The sequence below is a fragment of the Brevundimonas sp. A19_0 genome (assembly GCF_017744255.1).
Lineage (GTDB): Bacteria > Pseudomonadota > Alphaproteobacteria > Caulobacterales > Caulobacteraceae > Brevundimonas.
The window spans coordinates 247,149-268,466 of sequence record NZ_JAGHQP010000003.1; the positions used below are offsets into that span (position 1 = coordinate 247,149).

At 66.8% G+C, this 21,318-nt stretch carries 15 protein-coding genes; 5 read left to right on the forward strand and 10 right to left on the reverse strand.

What is annotated here, in order from left to right; all coding sequences use genetic code 11:
• Positions 1-6 precede the first annotated feature (6 nt).
• Both J7346_RS05425 and J7346_RS05430 read right to left on the reverse strand, forming a co-directional pair.
• Positions 7-687 carry an SDR family NAD(P)-dependent oxidoreductase gene (locus J7346_RS05425; protein ID WP_209118529.1) on the reverse strand — a complete coding sequence of 227 codons (681 nt, stop codon included), beginning with the start codon at positions 685-687 and terminating at the stop codon, positions 7-9.
• Between the two features lie 54 nt (positions 688-741).
• A complete protein-coding gene (locus J7346_RS05430) occupies positions 742-1,248 on the reverse strand; it encodes a GAF domain-containing protein (RefSeq protein ID WP_209118531.1) in 507 nt (168 codons plus the stop codon).
• 261 nt (positions 1,249-1,509) lie between these two features.
• Between J7346_RS05430 and J7346_RS05435 the strand changes: the two genes are divergently transcribed.
• Complete coding sequence (locus J7346_RS05435) at positions 1,510-2,958, forward strand: tetratricopeptide repeat protein (RefSeq protein WP_209118533.1); 1,449 nt, start codon at positions 1,510-1,512, stop codon at positions 2,956-2,958.
• 15 nt (positions 2,959-2,973) lie between these two features.
• A complete protein-coding gene (locus J7346_RS05440; RefSeq protein WP_209118535.1) occupies positions 2,974-4,470 on the forward strand; it encodes a hypothetical protein in 1,497 nt (498 codons plus the stop codon).
• A gap of 12 nt (positions 4,471-4,482) precedes the next feature.
• On the opposite strand, the gene J7346_RS05445 is transcribed toward J7346_RS05440, so the two are convergent.
• The 8 genes from J7346_RS05445 to J7346_RS05480 form a co-directional block, all read right to left on the reverse strand.
• Positions 4,483-5,595 (reverse strand): glycoside hydrolase family 88 protein, encoded by a 1,113-nt coding sequence (locus tag J7346_RS05445; RefSeq protein WP_209118537.1) that lies wholly within the window; start codon positions 5,593-5,595, stop codon positions 4,483-4,485.
• A gap of 26 nt (positions 5,596-5,621) precedes the next feature.
• Positions 5,622-7,157, reverse strand: coding sequence for an MFS transporter (locus J7346_RS05450; RefSeq protein ID WP_209118539.1), 1,536 nt, complete (start codon positions 7,155-7,157; stop codon positions 5,622-5,624).
• Between the two features lie 79 nt (positions 7,158-7,236).
• Positions 7,237-8,739, reverse strand: a complete 1,503-nt coding sequence (locus J7346_RS05455) for a CoA-acylating methylmalonate-semialdehyde dehydrogenase (RefSeq protein WP_209118541.1) — start codon at positions 8,737-8,739, stop codon at positions 7,237-7,239.
• A gap of 11 nt (positions 8,740-8,750) precedes the next feature.
• Entirely contained in the window at positions 8,751-9,545 is a 795-nt protein-coding gene (iolB, locus tag J7346_RS05460) for a 5-deoxy-glucuronate isomerase (protein WP_209118543.1), read from the reverse strand.
• Positions 9,542-10,435, reverse strand: a complete 894-nt coding sequence (gene iolE, locus J7346_RS05465; RefSeq protein ID WP_209118545.1) for a myo-inosose-2 dehydratase — start codon at positions 10,433-10,435, stop codon at positions 9,542-9,544. The genes iolB and iolE overlap by 4 nt, the downstream gene beginning before the upstream one ends.
• Complete coding sequence (gene iolD, locus J7346_RS05470; protein ID WP_245157664.1) at positions 10,432-12,267, reverse strand: 3D-(3,5/4)-trihydroxycyclohexane-1,2-dione acylhydrolase (decyclizing); 1,836 nt, start codon at positions 12,265-12,267, stop codon at positions 10,432-10,434. Before iolD ends, iolE begins: the two co-directional genes overlap by 4 nt.
• On the reverse strand, positions 12,264-14,204 hold the full coding sequence (gene iolC, locus J7346_RS05475) for a 5-dehydro-2-deoxygluconokinase (protein WP_209118547.1): 1,941 nt from the start codon (positions 14,202-14,204) through the stop codon (positions 12,264-12,266). Before iolC ends, iolD begins: the two co-directional genes overlap by 4 nt.
• A 93-nt stretch (positions 14,205-14,297) precedes the next feature.
• Positions 14,298-15,176, reverse strand: coding sequence for a MurR/RpiR family transcriptional regulator (locus J7346_RS05480; protein WP_209118548.1), 879 nt, complete (start codon positions 15,174-15,176; stop codon positions 14,298-14,300).
• Between the two features lie 132 nt (positions 15,177-15,308).
• Here J7346_RS05480 and iolG point away from each other — a divergent pair, with 132 nt between their 5' ends.
• The 3 genes from iolG to J7346_RS05495 all read left to right on the forward strand — a co-directional run bounded on the left by iolG (position 15,309) and on the right by J7346_RS05495 (position 21,313).
• Complete coding sequence (gene iolG, locus J7346_RS05485) at positions 15,309-16,295, forward strand: inositol 2-dehydrogenase (RefSeq protein ID WP_348521455.1); 987 nt, start codon at positions 15,309-15,311, stop codon at positions 16,293-16,295.
• 153 nt (positions 16,296-16,448) lie between these two features.
• Positions 16,449-19,421, forward strand: coding sequence for a TonB-dependent receptor (locus J7346_RS05490; protein ID WP_209118550.1), 2,973 nt, complete (start codon positions 16,449-16,451; stop codon positions 19,419-19,421).
• 107 nt (positions 19,422-19,528) lie between these two features.
• On the forward strand, positions 19,529-21,313 hold the full coding sequence (locus J7346_RS05495) for a hypothetical protein (RefSeq protein ID WP_209118552.1): 1,785 nt from the start codon (positions 19,529-19,531) through the stop codon (positions 21,311-21,313).
• Positions 21,314-21,318: the final 5 nt, after the last annotated feature.

Here is a 21,318-nt window from a genome sequence, read left to right on the forward strand (position 1 = left end):
GGGGCCTCAGACCCGGCCGGTCACGGGCACCAGCGCCCCGGTCATCGCCTTCGAGGCCGGCGAGGCGAGGAACAGCATGACCTCGGCCAGGTCCTCCACCTTCACCCAGGTGTCCGGGTCGGCGTCGGGCATGTCCTTGCGGTTCTGGGGGGTGTCCAGAATGGAGGGCAGGACGGCATTGACCGTGACCGAGGTCGATTTCGTCTCCTCGGCCAGGCTTTCGGTCAGCCGGTGGACGGCGGATTTCGAGGCCGCATAGGCGCCCATGCCCATGCCGCTCTTCAGTGCGCCGGCCGCGCCCACATTCACGATCCGGCCCTGATCCGAGGTTTTCAGGTGGGGCAGGGCGGCCCGGCTGGCGTTCAGCGCGGTCACCAGATTCATCCGGTACATCCGCTCCCAGGCGGGGTCGGCGTCATCCACGGTCTGCCAGACAAAGCCCCCGGCGATGTTCAGCAGGGCATCGATCCGTCCGAAATGGGCCTGTGCCCGGTCCATGGCGGCCCGGGTGGCGTCGGCGTCGGTCAGGTCGACCCCGCTGATCTCCAGACAGGCGTCCGACCCCCTGGCCTCTACATCGGCATGGTCGATGGCGGCGACCTTCAGCCCGCGATCCAGAGCGGCGCGAATGACGGCCTGGCCCAGCTGGCCCTGTCCGCCCGTGATCACCACAACCCTGTCGCTCATGCCTTCAGTCTCCTCGTTTGCCGGACCCGGACCATAGGCTGCCCGACCCGCCGATCAAACCGCGAAGGCCCGGGCGAGCAGATCCTCGAGGGCGGCCTGGTCCACGGAATCAAACGCCGCCTTCTCGGTTGAGTCGACATCCAGCACCGCGATCAGCTGGCCCGCGCCGTCCCGCACCGGCAACACAATCTCGCTGGCCGAGCGGCTGTCGCAGGCGATGTGGCCCGGAAAGGCGTGGACGTCCTCGACCACCTGGGTCTGGCCCGTGGCGGCTGCCGCGCCGCACACGCCCCGCCCGAACGGGATGCGAAGACAGCCCAGCGTGCCCTGATAGGGTCCGACCACCAGTTCATCGGTGCCGGACGCCTGCTTGTCCTCGTCCACAACGTAGAAGCCGGTCCAGAAGAAGCTGTCGAAGGCGTCGTGCAGCATCGAGGCCACCGTCGCCATGCGGGCCGTCCGATTCGGCTCCCCCTCCAGCACCGCCATGATTTCGGTGGTGACCTCGGCATAGCGGGCCGACTTGTCTGCGGGGCGGTCGGTGCGGGCGACATAGGCCATGAGAGCGATCCTGAAGGGTTGAAGCCGCTCATATAGGGCGCGCAGAGGCAGCCGGGGAGGGGCAAATCTCTCGCCCGGCAGGGGAATCCGCAGGCAACTGTCTGGGGAAAAGTCCAGCTTGGACACAATGTGGTCACCGTACGGCAACGGTATGGCGGCAAGCGCGTTAACCATATCGCGATGTTCACTGGACCGATCGTCCAGATTGGGAAAAGGTTAACGTCGTGCAGCCTTCGGGCGCTGCGAGGGGTGTGGGGGAAGATGAGCGATAACAGCGGGCGCAAGGGCATGCGGGGCGGAGCCGGACCGGTCGCGATCGCGACTGTGGCCGTGCTGTTGATTCTCGCCCTGCTGTCGATGGCCGCCTGTGGTGAGCGGGCGCCTGCCGTGTTCCGCCGTGCCGACACCGCCAACCCCTGTCCCCGCCCTGCCAATCTGACCGGATCGGAATTCAACGCCCAGGAGACCGGCATTCGCGCGCTGCGCCGCGCGGCCTTCCGGGGCGACTTCTTCGCGCAGCTGGAACTCGGCGGGCGATATGCGGCGCTCCGGGCCACCGACAAGAACCTTGAGGATCCGATCGAAAGCTCGGTCTGGCTGGCCATGGCGCTGGCCAATGAGGACGGCTTTGCCCCTATCAACCGCGTCGAGCGCGGCATGTTTGGCGGCTGGCGCCCCCTGTCGAAATACGACGACTGCCGGGCGTGGGAGCGTCAGAATGCCTATCAGCGGCTGAACGTCCAGCTGTCGCGCATGACCCTGACCGAGCAGGAAGAGGTGCGCGATCGCGTGATCTACGTCCTGTCGACGCAAGGCGCGGACGGCTATCGCACCCTGGCCCGTCTGCATGACGCCCTGTACGGCCCGTTCGGCGAGCCGCAGGATAACCTTCAGGCCCGCGAGGCCATCGGCCGGGGCTCGGGTCGAGACCGCCGTCGGGGCGGCTATCCCGCTGCGCTGAACCTGTTCCAGCGGAATGAGGTCGACGCCTATCTCTACAACTATCTGGCGGTACAGACCGGCGATGTCGGAGCCTTTGTCCTGATGAAGGACTTCGAGAGCTCATCGCCCGGCCGGGCCCAATACAGCGGCTTCGTCGAGACCAAGGCCCGCCAGTGGGTCCCGCCCTTTGAATTCTATCCCAATGACGCCCCGGCCTCGGGTGTGCCCTTCTCTGACGAAAGCCGCCCGCGCGGTGACGCCTATGAATATGCCCTGTCGCGGGTGACCGAACTGCCGTTCGTCCATGTCGGCCGCGCCATTCGCTATCTCGGCATCGCCGACCGCGCCGCCACCCGCCCCGAAGACCTGTCCAAGCGCGAGATCGAATCGCTGGAAGCGGTTCTGGGCCATCCCATGGAAGGGCGTCTGTCCTATCTGGAGCGGGTCCGCGCCATCCAGCTGGCGGCGGTCAATGGCTCGTCCGAGGCCCAGCTGGTCCTTGCGGTCATGTATTCCGAGGGCATCGGCGTGCCCCCCGACTATGCCCGGGCCTATTTCTGGTACGAGGAAGCGGCCCGTCAGGGCAGCCCCGAAGCCAAGTTCGCCCTGTCGACCTTCTTCGCCCTGGGCGTCGCCGGCGTCGCCGATCAGGACAAGGCCGAGGCCGTGGTCATGCGCATCGACTCGGCGCTCGCCGGGTTCGCACCGTCCGTCGCCCGCCTGCAGGCTGTCCTGTCCCAGGTCTCCCGTTCCCAGCAGCGCCGTTAAGGAGGGCGTTGAGACATGATCACGTTCCGCACTCCCCTCCGGCTCCGTTCCCTGATCGCCCCCGCCCTGGGTCTCGCGGTCGCCGCCTCTGCCCTGTCGCTGGCCCCGCAGGCCAAGGCCCAGGAAGCCGCGCGTGTCGAAAGCGAGACGCGGCCCAATTTCGGCATCCTGCTGGACCCGCCGGCGCCGCGCCGCAGCCGCGCGACGACCCACCGCCGCTGGACGGGCCGCGACTATCGCCGGGACTATCATCCGGGCCCGCATGACGGACGCCCCTATCCCCCGGGCGGCGAGCAGATCGTTCTCGTCGACTGCGGCGGCAATCCGGGATCGGGCGCGATCGAGGACGCCGTTCGCCGGGTCGCCCCCGGCGGCACCCTGATCCTTCGCGCGCGCGGCGGGGCCTGCGTCGGCTGGCTGAACATCGACAAGCCCCTGACCATTATCGGCGAGGCGGGCTTTGATCCCCGCGACTGGAACCGGCAGCCGGCCGCGACCCTGCAGGCGCCAGATGGCCTGCCCTGCATGACTGTGGCCCAGGGCGTCCGTGTCAAGGTGCGCGACGTCGTCTTCTCGTCCCAGCGGGCGGGCGATGCCGCCTGCATCATCGGCTATGGCGCCCAGGTCCTGCTGAACCGCGTCGGCATGCGCCACGTCGGGGACGAGGCCGCCATCTATATGGACGGGGGCCTGCTCGACATCCGCAACGCCGTCCTCGAGACCCAGACAGTCGCCCCGGCCATCGTGGCCGACGGTGCCTCGCTGACGGCCTGGGAAGTGGTCGTGACCGGCGCCCATGTCGGCATGGAACTGATCCCCGGCGCGGGCCAGACGGCGCGCATCGACTCCACCACCCTGAAGGGTATCGGCGCCCCCAACGCCTTCGGGCCGCGCTCGATCGGCATGATCATCCGCTCCGGCCGGGACTATGGCCGGGTCGAGGTCACCAACACGGCCATCTGCGGCTATGTCGAGGGCGTCGCGGTCGAGGGGGCCTCGGTCGACATCCAGGGCAGCCGGATCTGCCGCTCCGACAAGGGTGTCGTCGTCTACAACGGCGAGCTGACCCTCAATGACACCCGCGTGCGGGCCGACAGCGTCGGGGTGGCGGTCGCGTCCGGCCGGGCGGTGATCACCAACAACGTCTTCGCGGGCGTTCACGAGGTCATCTATGCCGAGAACCGCGCCAGCGTGGAGGCCAGCGGCAACCGGGTCTGGTCGCAGCACGTCTGCCGGGCCCGCTTCCGCGAACGCACCCGCGGCCGGTATGAGCCCTACTGGTCAGGCGGCCAGGGCTGGGAGTGCGTCTATGGTTCCTACCCCCGCGACTGGTGGGCGGAAGAGGACGGCCTGCTCGGCTTCGACTACTATGACGACGGCTACTCCCTGCAGGGGTATGACACCTATCAGGACGGCTACGGCTGGTACGACCGGGACGGTCGCTACATCCAGGACCGAGACTACTACGGCGACGACCGCTGGGCCGAACCTCGCCGCCGCGGCTTCTGGTAGAGCCCTGGCGCCTCAGAGATAGGTTCTGAGGAATTCCGTCAGGGCGACGATGGCGAGGCTTTGGCCATAGGGCATCGAGGTCAGCGGGATGTCCTTGTAGAACTGCATTTCGTGACCCATTGGCGTGCCGAAGCTGACCTGTTTCAGCTCCCCCGCGTCATCGATATTGGCCAGCACGGCCTTTACGGCCTTGATCCCCACGGCCTCGAACCGCCGTGGCAGATAGCCCTTCCGCACGCCCTTGAGGATGCCATAGGCGAAGCCGGCGGTGGCCGAGGCCTCCAGATAGCTGGTCGGGTCGTCGATCAGGGTGTGCCACAGGCCGCTGTCATCCTGATGCCGGGCCAGCGCCTCGACCTGGGCCAGCAGGGCATCGGTCAGAAAGGTCCGCAGGGCGTCACCCGGCGGCAGGTCCAGCATCTCGATGAACTCGGGAATGGCGATGGTGACCCAGCAATTCCCCCGGGCCCACAGGGCGCCGGCGAAGTTGTGACGGCCGTCAAACGTCCAGCCGTGGTACCAGAGACCGGTCTTGCGATCGGCCAGATATTTGATGTGCAGCAGATACTGCCGCTTGGCTTCCTCGATATAGGCCGGGCGGTCCAGCAACAGGCCGATCTTGGCCAGCGGCAGAACCGACATCATCAGGGTGTCGTCCCACAGCTGCTGATAGTTCACCGTGTCATAGGTGATGTGCTGGAAACCGCCCTCCTCGGTCTTGGGCAGGCCATCGTCGGCCATCAGGAATTCGGCCCAGCTCTCCAGATAGGGCCGGTAGCGGGGCTCGCCTGTCTCTTCGTACAGATAGGCCAGCGCCAGCATGGGCGACATGGTGTTGATGTTCTTGGTCGGGGTGCCGATGGCGAACCGGTCCTCGAACCACTGGGTCATGACCCGCAGGACCTCGGCATCGCCGGTCTGCTCGTACAGGCGCCACAGGCCGAACAGGCCGACGCCGTGGGTCCACTCCCAGTCGTTCCATCCCTTGGTGTCGATGACCCGACCGTCCTCCAGGGTCATCAGGAACTCGCCGGTCTCATCCTTGATGTTGACCAGGTTGTCGATCAGGCGGCCGATGGTCTCGACCACCTGATCGCGCGGCACGTCATGGGTAAGGGCGACCATGGTTACTCCTTAGAACACTCGGGGCGTCAGCGCGTGTTGCCGACGGGGTTGTTGCCCCACAGACGGTCGTACTTCCAGCCCGACAGATCCTCGACGATCTCCTGGTGCTTCGGATCGGACGGCGTGCGCTCGCCCGAGCGGAAGCGCTCGATCTCTTCCAGCAGTATGACGTGGCTGGCCGGGTTCAGCTTGAACCGGGTCGACACGAACACGCCGAACAGCAGGACGGCGAGGGTGCCGGCGCCCAGAACCGCGACGATGGCGATGATGGCCTGGGGGCTCTGGACATCCTGCCCGGAAACGAAGCCTGCGGCCTGCATCACCTGACCGACCAGCATGACGGCGGCGGCCTGGCTCATCTTGCGGACGAAGGTCATGACCCCGGCAAAGGCGCCCTCACGGCGGCGTCCGGTGACGATCTCGTCGACGTCGGCCATGTAATTGTAGGTCGCCCACGGCACATAGTAGAGGGCGCCGCGGCCCAGACCGGCCACCACGACCGGCAGCCACAGCAGCACCGAGGCGGCGTTGAGCCCGGCGAAATACATGCCGATGAAGATCACCACGCCAGCGCCGAAGCACAGGGCCGCAAAACGATAGGCGGACGCCGGCGACAGGCGGATGGCGAAGTTGATCGCCAGCATCACCGACACCAGCTGCACCAGCGACGTCACGCCGACCAGACCGGCCACAATGGCGGCGGACCCGCTCAGGGCAAACACCACGAAATAGGTGAAGGCGGCGTTGTAGATGTCCTGGCTGATATAGCCGCCCAGATACATGCCCAGGTGCAGCCGGAAGGCCCGGATGCGCAGGGTCGAGAACAGGTTGCGGTACAGTGATCCCATCGAGTTCAGCAGGGTGGGGCGCCCCTTGCGTTCGGCCTCTTCCAGGCCCGGCGGACGCTGGCGCTCCCAGCTGAAGGCGTACAGCAGGCCGGCCACGATCATGAACAGCACCGCAAAGATGATGCCCATGTAGAAATAGGTGTTGGGATCATCCGGCCCCAGCTGGGTGATCAGCCAGCCGGGCAGGAAGGCGGCCCCGGCCGAGGCCAGCTGTCCGCACAGGATGCGGGCGCCCGCCATCTGGGCCTTGGTCTTGTAGTCGGTGGCCATTTCCGAGGCGAGGGTCTCATACGGGATGATCTCCATCGCATAGACCAGCTCGAACAGGACGTAGGTGATCAGGTAGTACCAGAAGGTCTGGCCCGGCAGCCACATGAGGGCAAAGGACGGCAGCAGCGGAATGGCGGCCAGGATGAAGAACCGGCGCCGCCCGAAGGTCCGCGCGATCCATCCGCGACCCAGGCTGTCGGACAGGTGGCCGATGACCGGGCTGGCCACCGCGTCCAGAATGCGCGCCACCCCGAAGATCAGCGTCGCCTGGGCCACCGAGAGACCGCAGAAGGTGGTGTAGAAGAACAGGATCCACGTGCCGATGACGGTCATGGAGCCGCCGCCGAGCACATCGTTCAGCCCGTAGGCAGTCATATTGTACCAGCGCACCGGACGGGTCGGGTGCGTCGGCATCGCGGGCCGGGCGGCGATGGGGTCGGTCACGGCTTGTCCTCCTGCTGCCCCGGTCAGTGCCGGGGAAGTCGTTCTTGTGCGCGCCGGACTCGCGTGGCGCGCGGCGCGCTCAGTCCATGGTCGGAATCACAAAGGCATCGGCGGCGGCGCCCGGCGCCATGCCGTCGGGCCAGCGCTGGGTCACGGTCTTGACGCGGGTCCAGAAGCGGACGCCCTCCATGCCGTGCTGGTTGTGGTCGCCGAAGCCGGAGCGCTTCCATCCGCCAAAGCTGTGGTAGGCGACCGGTACCGGGATCGGGACATTGATGCCCACCATGCCGACCTGGACGCGGCTGGCGAACTCGCGCGCGGCGTGGCCGTTGCGGGTGAAGATGGCAACGCCGTTGCCGTACTGGTGGCGGTCGGCGAGGGCGAGGGCGCTCTCGAAATCAGGCGCCCGGACCATCTGCAGGACGGGCCCGAAGATCTCCTCGCGATAGGACTCCATCGCCGGCGTGACATGGTCGAACAGCGACGGCCCGACGAAGAATCCGTTCTCGTGCCCCTGAAGCGTAAAGTCGCGACCGTCGACGACCAGTTCGGCGCCTTCCTCGACGCCGATGCGGATCCAGTTCTCGATGCGCTTCTTATGGATGGCCGTGACGACGGGCCCATAGTGGGCGTCCGGGTCGCCGGGAACGCCGACGCGCAGGGCGTCGATGGCGGGGATCAGACGCTCGCGCAGGGCGTCCGCTGTCCGGTCGCCAATCGGCACCACGACCGGCAGGGCCATGCAGCGCTCACCCGCCGAGCCGAAGGCCGCCCCGCACAGATCGGCGACGACCTGATCCAGATCCGCGTCGGGCATGACCACACCGTGGTTCTTGGCGCCGCCCATGGCCTGCACCCGCTTTCCGGCGGCGGCGCCCCGGGCATAGACGTACTGGGCGATGTCGGACGAGCCGACAAAGCTGACGGCGCCGATGGCGGGGTGGTCGAGGATGGCGTCGACCATCTCCTTGTCGCCGTGCACGACCTGCAGGATCCCTTCCGGCAGGCCGGCCTCAAGCATCAGTTCCGCCAGCCGGTTCGGCACCGACGGATCTCGCTCGGAGGGCTTGAGGATGAAGGCGTTGCCGCAGGCGATGGCCGGCCCGAACATCCACATCGGGATCATGGCCGGGAAGTTGAACGGGGTGATGCCCGCCCCGATTCCGACCGGCTGGCGCATGGAATAGACGTCGATGCCGGGTCCGGCGCCCTGGGTGTACTCGCCCTTCAGCGCATGCGGGATGCCGCACGAGAATTCGATCACGTCCAGACCGCGCTGGATGTCGCCACGCGCGTCGGCCACGACCTTGCCGTGCTCGGACGACAGCAGTTCGGCGAGCGTGTCCATGTTCGCCTCGACCAGTTCCTTGAACCGGAACAGGACGCGGGCGCGGCGCTGCGGATTGACCCGCGCCCAGGCCGGCTGGGCCGCGCGTGCGGCGACGATGGCGCGCTCCAGGTCTGCCGCGACGCCGAGGCTGACCTTGGCCTGCACCTGACCCGAGCCGGGGTTGAAGACCTCGCCCGTGCGCGTGCCGGCGGGGCCGGTCTCGCCGACGATGACGTGGGAAATCTGTCGCATGGAAGTCTCCGTCACCGCACGATCCAGTCGTGCGCCGGGTCGTTCTGGAAGACCCATTTGCGCACCGGTCCGGCCATGACATTCAGGTAGTAGAGGTCGTACCCGTGGGGGGCTCCGACCGGGTGATAGCCGCGCGGCACCATGACGACGTCGCCATCGTGGACCGCCATGGTCTCGTCGATAGAGCCGTCCTCGGTATAGACGCGCTGGAAGGCAAAGCCCTGCGGGGGCGACAGCCGGTGGTAATAGGTCTCTTCGAGCAGGGTCTCTTCGGGCGCGGCATCGCGGTCGTGCTTGTGCGGCGGATAGCTGGACCAGTTGCCGCCCGGGGTGATCACCTCGACCACCAGCAGGCTCTCGGCCACATCGTCGGCGTCGGACAGGATGTTGCGGACATGCCGGGTGTTGGTGCCCTTGCCGCGCACCTCGACCGCCTCCGGGCGCAGCACACGCACGGCGCCCTTGCCGGTCCCGGGGGCCGAACAGACGGCCACTTCGGCATCGCTTTCGGCCGTGATCGTCCAGTCCATGCCCGCCGGCAGATAGACCGAGGCCGGAGCCCCGGAAAAGACATCGGCGCGCTCGCCCAGACCGGCGTGGATCTCGCCATCCGCCGCAACCGTAACGGTCCCCGACAGCACGACCAGGCAGACCTCGCGCCCGGCCTCGCCTCCGCTGTGGGACTGTCCCGCCGACAGCTTCACCACGCGAAAGCCGACATGGCGCCAGCCCGCGCTCTCCGGCGTGACCTCAAGCACAGTGCCGGCGTCATCGGCGGCATGCGGGCGGACGAGCAGGGACATCACACCAGCCCCACGTCGCCAGCCAGACGCTTCAGCGTGTCCAGACCCAGCTGGCCGTATTCGCGCGGGTTGGCGACGGCCGGGTCCTGCTCGGCCTCGATGACGATCCAGCCGGAGTAGTCGATGGCCTTCAGCGCGGCCATGAAGGCCGGATAGTCATAGTCGCCGTCGCCCGGCGTGGTGAACATGCCGCCGACCACGCCATTCAGGAAGCTGTCGCCGGCCGCCCGGAACTTGGCGTGCCGCTCGGTGCGGACGTCCTTGCAGTGGACATGGCTGATGCGCTCGGGCCGGGTGGTGGCCACCTCGATCGGATCGATGCCGCCATACACCGCATGGCCGGTGTCCAACACCAGACCCACGTGATCCCCGGTCGCGTCGAAGAAACGGTTCAGGTCGTCCCGGGTCTCGACCACGGTGCCGAGATGGTGGTGATAGGCGAAGCGCATGCCCTGATCGTTGGCGTGGGCGGCTACCCGGTTCAGCCTCTGGCCGAACACCGCCCAGTCGCCGGGCGCCAGCCGCGGCGGAGAGTCGAGCCGCCCGCCCTCCCGGTCGCCATGCACGGCGTTCGAGGTCTCTGCCAGGATGAAGACGCTGGAGCCCATGGCCTGCAACAGCGCCATATGGGCGTCCATGGCGGCGATCTCGGCCTCGGCATCCCGCACCAGCAGGTTCGACGAATACCAGCCGCCGACGATGTCGAGACCGTAGCGCGCCATGATCGGCTTCAACGCCTCCGGATTGCGCGGAAACTTGTTGCCCAGCTCGACGCCCTCGAACCCGATCTCCTTCACATCGGTCAGCAGCCCATCCAGCGTGATGTCGCCGCCCAGTTCGGGCATGTCATCGTTCGCCCAGGCAATGGGGCTGACCCCCCAGCGGATGGTCATTCACCCTCTCCCTTGATCCGGGCTTCGTAGATGCGCCGGGCCTCGCGGACCTCGGCGCGGGTCGAGACTTCCGGCACGGCGACGTCCCACCAGTGGCCGCCGGCCTCGGTGGTCACGACCGGGTCGGTGTCGATGACGATGACATGGGTGCGGTCGCTGGCCGCGGCGCGCGCGAGCGCCTGCTCCAGTTCGGCTATGTCCGATACCTTTTCGGCCTCCGCGCCCAGACTGCGGGCGTGGGCGGCAAAATCGATGTCGGCCGGCGAGGCGTGGCGCGCATCGTCCAGCAGGTTGTTGAAGGGCCGCCCGCCCGTCGCCTGCTGCAGCCGGTTGATGCAGCCATAGCCGCGGTTATCCAGCAGCACGACGGTCAGCTTCTGGCCCAGCATCACTGCCGTCGCCAGCTCGGAATTCATCATCAGATAGCTGCCGTCGCCGACCATGACGAAGACCTCGCGGTCCGGCTCGGCCAGCTTCACACCGAGGCCGCCGGCTATCTCATAGCCCATGCACGAGAAGCCGTACTCCACGTGGTAACCGCCGGGCCGATGTGTCCGCCACAGCTTGTGCAATTCTCCCGGCAGGCCACCGGCGGCGCACACCACGACGGAGTCCTCATTAGCCTGACGCCAGACGGCCCCGATGACCTGACCGTCCGAGGGCAGGGCGTCCGACGCAGCAGTGGCTGCCTCCCAGGCCGCGTTCCAGTCCGCGACGCCGTCGGCGCAGCGCCCGCGCCAGTCAGCTGACACCGTCCAGTCGCCCAGCGCCTCCGACAACTCGGACAGCACCGCCCTCGCATCCCCCTGCACCCGGTGGGCGCCATGCTTGGTCGCGTCAAAGCCCGCGACATTGATCTGGAACAACCGCTTGCCCGCAAACATCGTCCGCGAGCCGGTGGTGAAATCCTGCAGCCGGGTGCCGACCGCGACGATCAGATCGGCAGCCTCGGCCGCGTCATTGGCCGCACTGGTCCCGGTCACCCCGATCGAGCCAAGCGCCTGGGGATGATCCCACGGCAGGCTACCCTTTCCGGCCTGGGTCTCACCGACGGGAATGCCGGTTGCGGCCGCCAGAGTCGACAGGGTCTCTTCGGCCCCGGAATACAGAACCCCGCCGCCAGCCACGATCAGCGGCGCCTTCGCCGACCGGATCGCTGCGACCAGATCGGCCAGATCCTGCGTGTCGGGGCGCGGGCGCGGGGTGCGCCAGATGCGGGGGGAGAAGAAGGCGTCCGGATAGTCATAGGCCTCGGCCTGAACGTCCTGGCACAGGGCCAGGGTGACCGGACCGCAGGTCGCTGGGTCGATCATCGTCGCCATGGCGCGGGGCAGGGCGTCCAGGATCTGTTCGGGCCGCGTAATACGGTCGAACCAGCGCGACACCGGCCGGAAACAGTCATTGGCGCTGACGGTGGCGTCGGCGAAGTCCTCGATCTGCTGCAGCACGGGGTCCGGGCGGCGCGAGGCATAGACGTCGCCCGGCAGGAACAGCACCGGAAGGCGGTTGACGTGCGCCAGCGCGGCCGCCGTGACCATATTGGTCGCACCGGGCCCGATCGAGGTGGTGCAGGCCATGGCGCGGCGGCGCCGGCATTGTTTGGCAAAGGCGATGGCGGCGTGGGCCATGCCCTGTTCGTTGTGGGCCCGGAAGGTCGGCAGGGTGTCTTCCATCCCGGCCAGGGCCTCGCCCATGCCGGCGACATTGCCGTGCCCGAAGATGGCCCAGACCCCCGCGAAATAGGGCACGACCTGTCCGTCGATCTCGACGTGCTGGACCGAGAGCCAGCGCGTCAGGGCCTGGGACATGGTCAGGCGCACAGTGTGGCTCATGCCGCGGCCCGTGCGCGTCGCGCCTGGCGCCAGGCCTCGGCCAGCACCCGCAGGTTCTCGGTCAGCTGGGCAATGGCGCCTTCGTCGTCCAGCTTGCCCTTCAGCCACCGGGCGGCGACGTCGTGGAAGATCGTCCGCCCGACGGCAAAGCCCTTGACCAGCGGGAAGGGAGCGGCGGCGGAAATCCCGGCCAACACCTGATCCTGCGTCTGCGACAGGCCCAGCAGGACAATGCCCCGGCACCGCGGATCGTGCTCCAGAATGGCGGCCTCGCTGGCCGCCCATGCCGCCGCATCGCTGGTCGGTTCCAGCTTCCACCAGTCCGGATAGACGCCCAGGTCGTAGACGTGGTTGATCACCCGCGCCACCGTATCGCCGCTGACGGGGCCATGCTTGGACGCGATGACCTCGAGCAGCAGTTCATGCCGGGTCGAGCGGCAGGCGTCGTACAGGCGCAGGATCTGGCGGTCCTGTCTGGCGCGAAGCTCGGCGTCGTCATCGGGGTGGTAGAAGACCAGACATTTGACCACGTGATTGATCGGCCATTCCCGCAGGGTGGCCGCGACATCGGGACCGCCCTCGAAGGCCAGCGGCCGCGAGCCCGGATACTCGATCGGACGTCCGATCCAGTAGGGGAGGTCGGCAGCCGCCTCAAGCGCACGGGCGCCGAAGCGACCGTCCAGCAGCATGCCATAGCGGCCGTCGCCCTGTGCCAGCCGATCGACGGCCTTGAGCGCCAGCCCCTTGAAGTGAGCGACCGCCTGCTCGTCGCCGACGCCCAGGTCCTTGATCAGGTCGTCGAACTGGCTGCGGTGATCGATGGCCAGAACGGTCAGGTCGGCATGGTCGCCGTGACGGTTGGTCGACCAGTGGATCTGTTCCAGCATGGCGCTTTCGCGCAGACGGTGCGGCCACTGGCCGGCCAGGAAGGTCTGGAGCTCGTCCCACGACGCCATGGCCGGCGCGCAGCCGTGGCGCGACACGACCAGCGCCCCGCAGGCATTGGCCATCTCGCAGCAGCTTTCCAGCGGCAGGTCGCGCAGCCACCCGCGCAGGAAGCCGGCCATGAAGGCGTCGCCCGCCCCCAGCACATTGAAGACCTCGATGGGAAAGCCCCGGCTGGCCACGCCATCGTCGAGCGAGTCGGGAATGGCGTCGGGGAAGGCGACACAGCCGTCGGGGCCGCGCTTGCACACCAGCAGCGCCGGGCTGTGGTCGCGGATGGCGCGCAGGGCGGCCAGGGTGTCGTCCGTGCCGCCGAGGATATGGATTTCCTCTTCGGTGCCGACGATCAGGTCACAGAGCGGCAGGACCTGTTGAAGGCGCTCGGTCACCCGCGCACTGGCGACAAACCGGTCCTCGCCATTGGCCTTGGAGGTCAGGCCCCACAGCACCGGGCGATAGTCGATATCGAACACCACCCTGCCGCCCTGGGCCTTCATCAGCTTCGCGGCCTTGAGGCTGGCGTCGAACACGCCCGGCTGGGACAGGTGGGTGCCGTTGACCAGCAGGGCGCCGGCCCGGCCAATCAGGGCCGGATCGATGTCGTCCACCGACAGGGCCATGTCGGCGCAGTTCTCGCGGAAGAAGATCAGCGGAAAGGTGTCGGGGTCGCGGATGCCCAGCACGGCCAGCGCCGTCAGCCGGTCCGGATCGGTCGTCAGGCCTGAGGTGTCGACCCCCTCGCGGCCCAGTTCCTCGCGCAGGAAGCGGCCGAAATGATCGTCGCCAACCCGTGTGATCAGCCCGGCGTTCAGTCCCAGCCGGGCCGCACCGACGGCGGTGTTGGTCGGGCTGCCGCCCACATATTTCGCGAAGGTCGCCATGTCTTCCAGGCGTCCGCCGATCTGTTCGCCATACAGATCAATGCCGGCTCGACCCAGCGTCAGCAGGTCGAGCGGGCGGCGCTTTTCGTTTCTGGAAGTGCTTGTGATCATTCGTTTCAGACGCCCCGGTGTCCAAAACGACTATTTCATCAATTCCAAAATCGCAATACCCGTTTCACAATTCCGACGAACGGAACGGGTATTTCAGGAGGCGCTCCGGCGCTTCCGCGCGGGCTTTTCGTCAGGCTGGGTGGCGGCAAACGCAAAGTTGATCACCAGCGCCTGGGCCAGGCACATCGAGGCCGACAGCGACCGGAATGATCGCACCTCCGATTCGCGGGTCAGAAGGGCCAGATCGGCCGGCGCCGAGATGGGGCTGACGGCGCTGTCGCTGATGGCCAGAACCCGCGCGCCGCCTTCCCGCGCGGCCTCGACCACGGCCACGGTCTCGGCGGCATAGGGGTGATAGCTGATGGCGATCAGCAGATCGTCGGGGGCGATGGACTTGACCTGGGGCATGGCGAGGCCCGCCACACCGTCGATGAAGACGGTCCGCTTGCCCGCCTGGAGCAGTGAATAGACGAGGTAGGAGGCCACCGGGAAGGACCGCCGGAATCCCGTGACATGCACGGTCGCGGCCTTCGAGATCATCTGGACGGCGGCCTCGATCTCCTGACGGCTGACGGTCTGGGTCAGGTTCTGCAGGGCCAGGATATTGCCCTCGACGAACTCCGACAGCAGGTCGGCCGGCTTGGTCGCCTCGTCGTGGGTCGTCTCGTTCAACTGGCGGATTCGCTCGGAATATCCCAGTGCCGCGTGGCTGTTCAGCAGGCCGTCGCGGAACAGCCGTTGCATCTGGCTGGCGCCCTCGAAGCCGAAGGTCTTGGCGAAGCGGACAATGGTCGAGGGCTGGACCCCGCATCGCGAGGCGATGACCGACAGGGTCTCGAGCGCAAAGTCGTTCGGCTCGTCGAGGATATGTCGGGCGATCTGCTTGAGTCGCTTGCTCAGCCCCTCATAGCGAAGGACGATCTGGGCCCTGAGCTCTTCAGCCGAGGCGGGCGCGGGCGGCGTCTGTTCCATATCTCGACCTCAAGTTTCATCTGACGGAATATCCGTTCGATTTTTCACTGGCAACTCTCGCGTGTCGCGAAGGAAGCCGGTATGTCACGACTTTTCCAGGGGATCGTCCCTGCGATAATCGTGTTCGAGGGAATGACTATGCACACTGTGGCACTGATCGGCGCCGGGCGCATCGGGCGAATTCATGCGGCCAATGCGGCGGCCAACGCCCGGCTGCAGCTGGTCAGCGTCACCGATCCCACGCCCGCCGGGGCCGAACTGGCCAATCAGTATGGCGCGGCCACCCGCAGCGTTGAGGAGGTGTTCGCCGACCCGTCGATCCGGGGCGTGATCATCGCCAGCTCGACCGACACCCATCTGGACTACAGCCTGGCCGCCGCCCGGGCGGGCAAGGCCGTGTTCTGTGAAAAGCCCCTCGATCAGGATCTGGATCGCGCGAAAGAGGCCGCGGCAACCTTCGATTCGCTGGGGCAGCCGGTGCTGCTGGCCTTCAACCGGCGCTTCGATGCCAATTTCGCGACCCTGCAGGCGCGGCTGGTAGAGGGTGTCGTGGGTGAGCTCGAGACTCTCCACATCATCAGCCACGATCCTGCGCCCCCGCCTGCCGACTACGTCCGCACCTCCGGCGGCCTGTTCAAGGACATGGTCATCCACGACTTCGACATGGCCCGCTGGCTGCTGGGCGAGCCGGTGGTGGAGGTGTTCTCGACCACCTCCGTACTGGTCGACCCCGCGATCGGCGAGGCCGGAGACGTCGATACGGCCAAGACGATTCTCAAGACCGCCGGCGGGCGCCTGTGCGTGATCTCCAGCAGCCGGCGCAGCGGCTACGGCTATGACCAGCGGATCGAGGCCTATGGCTCGGGCGGCATGATCCGCGCGCAGAATCAGCTTGAGACGACGGTTGAGACCTGGACCGCAAACGGGGCTGCGGCCGACCGTTTCCAGAACTTCTTCCTCGACCGCTATCGCGTGGCCTATGCGCGGGAGATGGATCATTTCGCCGATGTGCTGGACGGTTCGGCGCCGCTGATCGATCACAACGATGGCGTTGCGGCCCTCGCCCTTGCCGAGGCGGCTGCGCGCTCGGCTGCCGAAGGCGCAGTGATACGCCTCTAGCCTACTGCCCTGACGCGAGAGGGAACAGGTCTTTCAACCGTTTCGTCGCCATAAAATGAAATCGAAACTACAGGATTGACACTTTCTGAAATACATATTCTAACTTGGGGCAATCATAGAGGCCCGCAAAGGGCGAACGGGGAGGATGAATGAATGGCGTATCGCCCGAATATGCGCGTGCTTGCTACTGTCCTGCTGGGGGCCACCGCCCTCGCCGGACTGCCCACTCTGGTCATGGCCCAGGACGCTCCGGCCAATGAGTCGTCGTCGCAGGACCCTGACCGCCAACAGGACGCCCAGCCCCGGCAGGAGACCCGGGTCGACGAGATCGTGGTCACCGGCTTCCGCCAGAGCTACGCCAATGCCATCGCGTCCAAGCGCAATGAGGATTCCATCACCGACGGCATTTCGTCGGACGGTCTGGGTCGCTTCCCCGACCTGAACGTCGGTGAGGCCCTGCAGCGGGTGCCGGGCGTTCAGATCAATCGCGAGGCGGAAGGCCGCAACGCCACCATCAACCTGCGGGGCCTGCCGGGCGAGTTCTCGCGCCTGACCCTGAACGGCGTGGCCTTTGCCGAGCCGATCCTTCGGGAGTCGGCCCCGCTGGGAGCCTTCAACTCGGACATCTTCAGCGCCATTGTGGTCAACAAGTCGCCGCTGGCTGACGCCCAGAGTGGCGGCCTGTCCGGCAACGTCGACCTGCGCATCGCGCCGGCGCTCGGCCGCACCGACGGCGGCTTTATGAAGGTCGCCTCGGAATACAACGAGCTGGGCGAGACCTGGTCGCCCGCCGCGACCATCGGCTACAACCACCATTTCAGCGATGACTTCGCCGTTTTCGGAACCCTGGCCTGGCGCCATGAGGATTTCCGTCGCGACACCATCCTGTTCAACAGTTATGCGGCCTTCACGCCGGCCCAGGCCGAGCTGAACCCCTCGCTCTATCCCTATTATGCCACCTCGGCGGCCTGTCCGTCGTGCACCGGCAGCAACTCGACGGCCGGCGTTCTGTACGACGCCCAGCACCGCCAGTATGTGCGCCTGAACGAGGGCGATCTGGTCACGGGGGCCATCGGCGCCGAATACCGGCTGAATGATCAGACCCGCATCGGCATCTCGGGCTTCTATTCTGATCGCGATCTGCCGATGACCACGCAGTATCTGCTGATCACCTCGAACAATCAGTCCAGCGTGCTGACGGCCAACAGCGCTCCGGTGCAAATGGACGACGGCCGCTATGTGGTCGAGGACTTCAGCTTCGCCAATGCGGACATCACGTCCTCGACCCGGGGCTTCAGCCAGACGCAGAAGGTCTGGGGGTTCAACCTGACGGGCGAATGGCAGAGCGACGACGGCTGGACCGTCAGTGGTACCGCCGCCCTGTCGCGGGCCGAGAATGACTCGATCGAAATCTCGGTCGACTTCGAGACCCTTCAGACCGCGGGTGGGAACGGCATCACCGGTCGTCTGGTCACCGGTGGCGACAATATCGACAACCACGTCCAGATCCTTCAGCCGACCCCGGCCGTGACCACGGCGGGTATCAGCACGGGCGTCTGGGGCGGGGTGGGCGCATCCGGTGCCTGGTTTGACAACGCCAACCCGGCGCTACGCACCAACCGCTTCAACTTCCAGGGCACCCAGACCATGGGGACCAGTGAAGCCGAGACGGCCCGCATCGACATCGAGCGCGACCTCTATGACGGCGGCATCCTGAGCGGCTTCCAGTTCGGCGGCGTCTACGAAAGCGTCAAGTTCATCGCCGAAGGCTATCGGATCATGGCCTATGGGCTGCCGATCCAGAACGTTACCTCAGACTTCCTGGTGACCGCGCCCTTCGCTTCGGACTTCTTCAACGGCCAGGGCGGTCAGCCGACCGACAACTGGCAGGTCGTGGACCTCGGCCGGGCCCTGTCCGCCCTGCGACCGGTGACCGTCTATCCGGGGGCCGAGCTGTCGCCGTCGGGCTACAACATCAACTATGCCAACAACGCCTATGCGCGGGACAACTTCACCAACGGCACCGACATCTTCGCGGCCTATGGGCAGCTGAAGTATGAATTCGACATCGGCACCATGCCGGTCCACGGCAACGTCGGCCTGCGTTATGAGGCGGCCGAGAACACCGTTGATGCCCTGACGCGTGTCACGGTCACCAACAACATCGGTGCCCCCTCCGACTTCGTGCCCCAACGGTACCAGCAGGACTACGACAAGTGGCTGCCGTCGTTCATCGTGATCGCCGAGCCGACGCCCGACGTGGTGCTGCGCGCCGCGGCCTATCAAAGCTATGTCCGGCCCCAGCCGCTGCAGTTCTCGCCGAGCACGGTGGTCAGCGCGCCCTCGACCAACGGCACCTACACCGTGACCCTGGGCAATCCGGAGCTTGAGCCCTACGACGCCACGTCGTTCGACTTCTCGGCGGAATGGTACAACCGGCCCGACAGCATCATCTCGCTGGCGCTGTTCACCAAGCGCATCACCGGCCTGATCGGACCGATCACTGACATCAATGTGCTGTGTCCGGCGGATGGCGGCGGTCTCGGCATCGGCACCTTCACCGTCAGCGGTGACCAGTGCCTGAGCAGCCTGACCTACACCCAGGGCGGGGTGACCCTCCCGTATCAGGTGAACATCTCGGGCTTCACCAACCAGGACAATCCGATCACCGTCAGCGGGGCCGAGTTCAACCTGCAGCAGTCGTTCGACTTCCTGCCGGGCTTCTGGTCCAACATGGGCGGTGGCTTCAACTATGCCTACACGACCGTCAGCGGGAAGACGACGACGGGGCAGGACGCCACCCTGCCGGGCGTGTCGGAGCATAACCTGAACGTCATCGGCTACTATGAGACCGAGCGTTACGGCATCCGGCTGGTCTACAACCTGCGCAGTGAATACGACCTGGCCTCGACCGCCAGCTTCACCGGCGCGGCGCGTCAGGTTCGCTCGCGCGGCCAGATCGACCTGTCGGCCTCGTACAACATCAACGACACCATCTCGCTGGGTCTGGACGCCTACAACCTGACCGACGAGATCCGGGTCGAGTATGAGAATCAGGAAAACATGCCGCGGCGCGCCGACTATGACGGTCGCACCGTGACCATGACCCTGCGGGCAACCTTCTAGTCTTCCTCCCCGGAAGCCCGGTCGATGTTCGCCTTCGGGCGGTGTCGGCCGGGCCTAGGAGGGGGCAGACCCCGAAGACCCAGTAAATCCGGACAGCGGAGCTTATCATGCACAGACGCACCTTCCTCACCGGCACGGCGGCGTCTGCCGCCTTCGCGCTGTCGGGGCCCGGGCTGGCCTTTGCCCGGAGTGATGCGAAGGATGCGGGCACCCTGGCCCTGCTGACCGAGGCTGCGGACCGGCTTGCGGCCGAGGTGCTGGAAGGCATGGAGGGAGCCGGTCGCGGCGGCGCCCGCGGCACGCTCCGGCAACTGCGACGCCTGTTCACCCCCTACATCTGGCCGGACTCCCGCTACCACCACAGCGCGGCCCTCGAGGCGCCGATGGAGACCCTGCTCAGCCAGGTCGAGGCCGCCCAGCACGACGACGGCACCTTTAGCGGCGGCAACCGCCACTCGCCGCCCGACTCGGCCTTCCTGATGGAAGACATGGGCGCCATGACCGAGGCGGCCGAGGGAATCCGGCATCCGGTGGTGCGGGACATCTCCAGCCGTCTGGCGGCCATGATGCGCAAGGCGGGTCCTGCCCTGCGTACGGGCGGGATCCACACCCCGAACCACCGCTGGGAACTGTCGGCGGCGCTGGCCCGGATCGACCGCGTCGATCCCAATCCCGCCTATCGCGCGCGGATCGACGAATGGCTGGCCGAGGGCGTCGATATCAATGCCGAGGGCATCTATTCCGAGCGCAGCTCCAACTATGCCCAGGCGGTGAGCAATCCCTCCCTGCTTCGCCTGTCCCGCTTGCCGGGTCTCGAGGGCTTGAAGCACCTGGTGCGGCGCAACCTCGAGACCACCATCGACATGGCCGAGCCGACCTATGGCGACGTCGAGACCATCTATTCGCGGCGTCAGGATCAGGCCCAGAGCAAGCAGACCCTGCACACCTATTACCTCCAGTACCGGGAGCTGGCGCAGGACTTTGACGACGGGCGCTTCGCCGGCATCGTCCGCTGGATCGAACAGAACGACAGCAGCCAGCTGGGCGATGCCCTGGCCGACTTCCTCGACCATCCGAAGCTGGCCGGACCCATCCCGGCGCCCGTGCAGCCCTTCGTCGACTTCCAGCGCTACTTCCGGACCGTCAATCTGGTGCGTGAGCGCCGCGGCGATATGACGGCCAGCTTCTATGCGGGCAGCGACTGGTATGAGGACGGCGAGCCCTCGCGCTTCTACAACACCATCGGCTCGGGGCTGGCGACCAATCCGACCCTGATGCGCCTGTGGAAGGGCCCGCTGGTCATCGACGCCATCCGGGTGATCCCCGACTTCTTCAGCATGGGCCATTTCCGCCCGTCCGATATCGCGCTTGCCGACGACGGCACAGTCACCCTGAGCGGCGAGATGAATGTGCCCTACTATCTGCCCATGCCCCCCGAGCGGCGAGATCCCGACGGGGCCTATGCGCTCAGCAAATCGGTGGACGGACGGTTCAACAGCGCGCTCGACTTCAGCCACCGCCCCGCCCACTTCCGGCGGCTGGCTATCCAGATGGTGGCCCGGCCCCGGAGCGACGGCTATGCGCTGGAGTTCAGCACGGACGGCGAGGCCGAGGTCGGTATCGCCATCGAAATCACCCTGCGTCCTGGCGGCACGCTGACGGGAGTTCAGGAAGTCGCCGGCGTCGGCGGCCTGCTGACCGGGGGCGAAGCCACCTATACGGTCGAGGGCCAGCACCTGCGCTTCGGTCCGGGTGGCAGCGATGTCGTGCCGCGTCTCAGCTCCGGCGAACAGTACAGCTGGGCGGGGGGACGGCTGAACCTGGCGGGCGACAAGGTCTACATCACCGGCGAAACGCCCTTCACCCACACCCTGCGCCTCGCGTTCGGCTGAGGAAG